General features: G+C 74.2%; 5 protein-coding genes. 2 read left to right on the forward strand and 3 right to left on the reverse strand.

What is annotated here, in order from left to right:
- Positions 1-126: 126 nt before the first annotated feature.
- Both AC4H2H_RS19620 and AC4H2H_RS19625 read right to left on the reverse strand, forming a co-directional pair.
- Positions 127-1,311, reverse strand: coding sequence for an aminotransferase class I/II-fold pyridoxal phosphate-dependent enzyme (locus tag AC4H2H_RS19620; protein ID WP_494372514.1), 1,185 nt, complete (start codon positions 1,309-1,311; stop codon positions 127-129).
- 211 nt (positions 1,312-1,522) lie between these two features.
- Positions 1,523-1,993, reverse strand: a complete 471-nt coding sequence (locus AC4H2H_RS19625) for a MarR family winged helix-turn-helix transcriptional regulator (RefSeq protein ID WP_494372515.1) — start codon at positions 1,991-1,993, stop codon at positions 1,523-1,525.
- A 165-nt stretch (positions 1,994-2,158) separates the two neighbouring features.
- Between AC4H2H_RS19625 and AC4H2H_RS19630 the strand changes: the two genes are divergently transcribed.
- Positions 2,159-2,758, forward strand: a complete 600-nt coding sequence (locus AC4H2H_RS19630; RefSeq protein WP_494372516.1) for an isochorismatase family protein — start codon at positions 2,159-2,161, stop codon at positions 2,756-2,758.
- A gap of 127 nt (positions 2,759-2,885) precedes the next feature.
- Here the strand turns inward: AC4H2H_RS19630 and rsmI are convergent, their stop codons facing one another.
- Positions 2,886-3,821, reverse strand: coding sequence for a 16S rRNA (cytidine(1402)-2'-O)-methyltransferase (rsmI, locus tag AC4H2H_RS19635; RefSeq protein WP_494372517.1), 936 nt, complete (start codon positions 3,819-3,821; stop codon positions 2,886-2,888).
- A gap of 34 nt (positions 3,822-3,855) precedes the next feature.
- On the opposite strand from rsmI, the gene AC4H2H_RS19640 reads away from it, so the two are divergent.
- Positions 3,856-5,301 (forward strand): dolichyl-phosphate-mannose--protein mannosyltransferase (locus AC4H2H_RS19640; protein WP_494372518.1); only part of this gene is annotated, 1,446 nt, incomplete at its 3' end.

The following is a 5,301-nucleotide window of genomic DNA, read 5'->3' on the forward strand; positions in this document are numbered from 1 at the left end:
TCCCGCACCCTCCGGCGTCGTCTCGCCCTCGTCCGTGGTCGGGCACGGCGACGCACCACGGTCAGGGTGGGCGTCGTGTCGGCGCCCAGCCCCGGCCGGAGCCGCGCAGCGACGTCCGGGCGGTCGCTACGGGAGGCGGGTGAGGCCGCGCTTGAGGCCGCGGACCGCCTGGCCGATGCGGTGCTCGTTCTCGATGAGGGCGAACCGGACGAACTCGTCGCCGCCCGGGCCGAAGCCGACGCCCGGGGAGACGGCGACGTCACACTCGGAGACGAGGTGCGTCGCGAACTCGATGGAGCCCATGTCGCGATAGGGCTCGGGGATGCGGGCCCACGCGAACATCGTGCCGCCGGGCTTGTGGATGTCCCAGCCGATGCGCTGCAGGCCGTCGTGGAGGGCGTCGCGGCGCGACTCGTAGACGGACGAGATCTCCTGCGGGAACTCGGTCGCCTCGTTGAGCGTGACCGTCGCGGCGATCTGGATCGGCTGGAACGTGCCGTAGTCGAGGTAGCTCTTCAGCTTGGCGAGCGCGCCGACGACGTCGCGGCGCCCCACGAGGAACGCGACGCGCCAGCCCGCCATGGAGAACGACTTCGTCATCGAGTAGAGCTCGACCGCGACCTCGCGCGCGCCCTCGCACTCCATGATCGACGGCGGCCGGAACCCGTCGAACGTCATGTCGGCGTAGGCGAGGTCGTGCACGAGCACGACGTCCTTGTCCCGGGCCCAGTCGACGAGGCGCTGGAGGTCCTCCTTGGTCGCGACCGTCGTCGTGGGGTTGTGCGGGAACGACAGCACGACGACGCGCGGCTTGGGCCAGCCCAGCTCCCACGCCTCGATGATGCGGTCGATGTAGCCCGCGGCGTCGGTGCCGTCGCCGATGGGGACCTGGCGCGCGTCGGCGCCTGCGAAGTAGGGGCCCCAGATGTGGATGGGGTAGCTCGGCGTGGGGACGAGCGCGACGTCGCCCGGCTGGAGCAGCACCCACATCAGGTGGCTGAACCCCTCCTTGGCGCCGATCGTCGAGATGATCTCGGTGTCGGGGTCGAGGCTCACGCCGAACCGGCGCTGGTACAGGCCCGCGACGGCCTCGCGGAGCTTGGGGATGCCGCGCGACGCGGAGTAGCGGTGGTTGCGCGAGTTCTGCGCGGCCTCCGCGAGCTTGTCGACGGCGATCTGCGGGCTCGGGAGGTCCGGGTTGCCGAAGCCGAGGTCCACGACGTCGCGCCCTGCTCGGCGTGCCTCGATCTTGAGCCCGTCGATGATCGTGAAGACGTAGGGCGGCAGACCGGGGATCCGGCGGAACTCCATCGCAGTGCTCCAGCTCTGTGCGGCGCGCCCTGGCGCGGGGTGCGTGCGGGTCGCGGGTCCCGGCAGCGTACGCCCGCTGCCCGACGGCGCGCGGTCCCGTCTCGCCGTGTCAGCACCGCAGGTCACCCGAGGGGCGTGATGCTGACACGTTGTCTCTCGCGTCGACGTGTCAGCATCTCGGATCACCCGAGGGTCGCGTGACACTGACAGGTCAGCCCGACCACCCGAGGTTGCGCGCCATCTGCTGCAGCGTCGCGACCGTCGTCGCGTAGTGCTCGGGCGAGATCCCCTCGGCGACGCGTTCGCGCGAGCGCGACACCGCGTCGAGGAGGTCGTGGTACGCGTGGTTCCCGGCGAGCGTGACCGACAGCCCGGCGTCGGACCGCGCCACCCAGCCGCGCCGGACGAGGTCCTCCACCTCGGCGCTCACCGCCGCCGCCTGCCCGCCGCCCGCCGCACCGGTGAACGGTGACAGCACGCCGTCCACGGCCGTCTCCTCGCTCACCCCGTCGCGGATCGTGTTGAGGACCTGCCAGTGCCGGCGCGTGAGACCGGTGTGCTGGAACACCTCGTCGAAGCTCTCGTCGATGAGCCGGTCCACGAGCTTGAGCCAGTAGCCGATGGGCCGGTGGGTCTGCTCGCGCCTCGGGGTCGTCGCCGGGGCGTCCTGCTGCTCGCTCATCGGTGTCCTCCCGTGGGCTCCGCGTGCGGTGCCCCCACTCTCGCACCGGCGCCACGTACCCGCCACGCAGCGCGGGTCGTGCCGGCTCGCGCCGGACGGCCCGGAGACGTGGGCCGACACCTCCTGCACGCCGTCGACCCAGGCGGGCCGTGGCACAGTGGGCGTATGAGCCAGAGCAACCCGGCGCCGCGCCGCGCGCTGATCGTCGTCGACGTCCAGCCCACGTTCTGTGAGGACGGCGAGCTCGGCGTCGACGGTGGGAACGCGGTGGCCGAGCGCATCGCGGACCACGCGCGCGACCACCGCGACCGCTACGACCTCGTCGTCACGACGCAGGACTGGCACGTCGACCCGGGCACGCACTGGAGCGAGACCCCAGACTTCGTGGACACGTGGCCCCCGCACGGGGTCGCGGGGACGCCGAACGCCGAGCTCCACCCGGCCCTCGCGGACCTCGCCCCGGACGTGAGCGTGAAGAAGGGCGAGTACCAGGCGGCCTACTCGGGCTTCGAGGGCGTCGACGTCGAGGGCCGGGCGCTCGGGGACGTCCTGCGCGAGGCCAGCATCGGCGAGGTCGACGTCGTCGGCATCGCGGAGTCCCACTGCGTGCGCGCGACGGCGCTCGACGCGCACGCGCTGGGCCTGCGCACCCGGGTCCTCACCGACCTCACGGTGCCCGTCACGCCCGAGCTGGGCGCCGCCGCCCGGGAGGAGCTCGCCGCGGCGGGCGTCACCCTCGAGGCGAGCACCGCCGTCGGAAAGTGACCCCCGGACCTGTCAGCACCCCACGGACCCAGAGCCGCGCCGGGCGCTGACAACTCCTGAAGGGCCGGACCTGTCAGCACCCCACGGACCCAGAGCCGCGCCGGGCGCTGACAACTCCTGAGAGGCGTCAGCGGCGACGCGCCTCGAGCGCCGCGGCGTAGAGGTCGCGCTTGTGCACGCCCGCGCCCCGCGCGACGTCGGCCACGGCCTCCTTGAGCCGCACGCCGCCGTCGACCCGCGCGAGCACCTCGGGTACGAGCTCGGCCAGCGGGACCGGCCCACGGGCCGGCGCCCCGCCGACGACGACGCAGATCTCTCCGCGCAGCTGCTCCTCGGCGGCGCGCGCGGCGAGCTCGCCCAGGTTCCCGCGCAGCACCTCCTCGTACGTCTTCGTCAGCTCGCGCGCGACGGCGGCCGGCCGGTCCGCGCCGAACGCCTCGGCCATCGCGGCGAGCGCCTCCGCGACGCGGTGCGGGGCCTCGAAGAACACGAGCGTGCGGGGCTCGTCCACGAGGGCCGCGAGCGTGCGCGAGCGGTCCCCTGCCTTGCGGGGCAGGAACCCCTCGAAGCAGAACCGGTCCGTCGGCAGCCCGGACAGCGCGAGCGCCGTGAGCACCGCGCTCGGGCCGGGTGCAGCGGTCACGGGCACGCCGCGCTCGACGGCGCGGGCCACGACGCGGAAGCCCGGGTCCGACACGCTGGGCATCCCCGCGTCGGACACGACGAGGACGGTCCCCCCGCCCTCGACGACGTCGAGGAGGTCGTCCGCGCGCTCCGACTCGTTGTGCTCGTGGAAGCTCATGACCCGCCCCCCGACCTGGACGCCCAGCCGGCCCGCGAGCCCGTGCAGCCGGCGCGTGTCCTCCGCCGCGACGACGTCGGCCTCGGCGAGCAGACGGCGCAGCCGCGGGCTCGCGTCCTCCGCGTTCCCGATCGGCGTCCCCGCGAGGACGAGGTGACCGGCCTCCCGCCGGGTCGCGGTCGGGCCGTCGCTGTCGGGCGCGTCAGGCTCGTCGGGCTCGTCGGGCGCGTCGGGCTCGTCGGGCACAGGGAGGGAGGACATGGCTCCCAGGGTTCCACACCCGCCAGCCCCTACGATGGCCTGCGTGTCCCAGCCGCCCGCCGATGCGCACCCCGGTCCCCGGCACGCTGCCGACCTCGCCGACGACGGCCGGCCCGCCCCGCAGCCCGACGGCCAGGAGGCCGACGGCCCCGCGCCCGTCGCGACCGACGCCGCGCCCGAACCGACCCACCGCGAGCGGCTGCTCCTCGCGCTGCTCGGGCCGCGCCGTCTGGCCCTGGGCGCGACGGCGCACGACCGGTTGTGGGGCTGGCTCGGCGTCGCGATCGTCGCCGTCGTCGCGGCCGTGCTGCGCCTGTGGAACCTCGGCCGACCGGGCTCGCTGGTGTTCGACGAGACGTACTACGTGAAGCAGGCGTGGACGCTCCTGCAGGTGGGGTACGAGGCGGACTGGCCCGAGGAGCCGAACCCGGCCTTCGAGGCCGGGGACGTGAACTCGTTCCTGCCGACGGCGGACTACGTGGTCCACCCGCCGCTCGGCAAGTGGATGATCGCGCTCGGCATGAAGGCGTTCGGCGGGGCGGAGAACCCGTGGTCGTGGCGGATCGCGTCGGCGGTGGTCGGGGTGGTCGCGGTGGTCCTCGTCGCGCGGATCGCGCGGCGCCTGTTCGCCTCGACGGCGATGGGGATCATCGCGGGCGCACTCATGGCCGTGGACGGGGCGGCGATCGTGCACGCGCGCACGGGGCTGCTCGACAACATGCTCATGCTCTGGGTGCTCGTGGCGTTCGGGTGCCTCCTGCTGGATCGCGAGCAGGCACGACGGCGGCTCGCCGACCGCTGCGGCGCGATCCTCGACGCGGGCGGGCGGATCGGGCGGTACGGTCCCGGGCTGGGCTGGCGCTGGTGGCGGTTCGCCGCCGCCGTCGCGCTCGGCCTCGCGTGCGGGGTCAAGTGGTCGGGCCTGTACTTCCTCGCGGTGTTCGCCGTCGTCTCCGTGCTGTGGGACGCGACGGCGCGACGGACCGCGGGCATCGGGCGCTGGTGGGAGGACGCGCTGCTGCGCGACGCGATCCCGGCCGCGCTCGTCATGCTCCCGACGGCGGCGCTCGCCTACCTCGCGGCGTGGACGTCGTGGTTCGCGACGCCCGGCGCGTACATGCGCCAGTGGGCGCTCGAGCACCCCGGCGAGGGCGTCCCGTGGCTCCCGCCGGGCCTGCGGTCGCTGTGGGAGTACCACCTCAAGATGTGGGGCTTCCACAACGGGCTCGCGTCCGAGCACCCCTACGAGGCGCACCCGCTCGGCTGGATCGTGCAGTGGCGGCCCACGTCCTTCTACTGGCGCTCGTACGACCCCGGCCAGGCCGGCTGCGAGGTGGAGCGGTGCGCCCGCGCCATCACGTCGCTCGGCAACCCGGTCCTGTGGTGGGCCGCGGCGCTCGCCGTCGTCGTCACGGTGTTCCTGCTGTTCCGGCTCAAGGACTGGCGGGCCGTCGCGGTGCTCAGCGGCGTCGTCGCCGGG

The organism is Cellulosimicrobium sp. BMG9.22 (assembly GCF_059159975.1).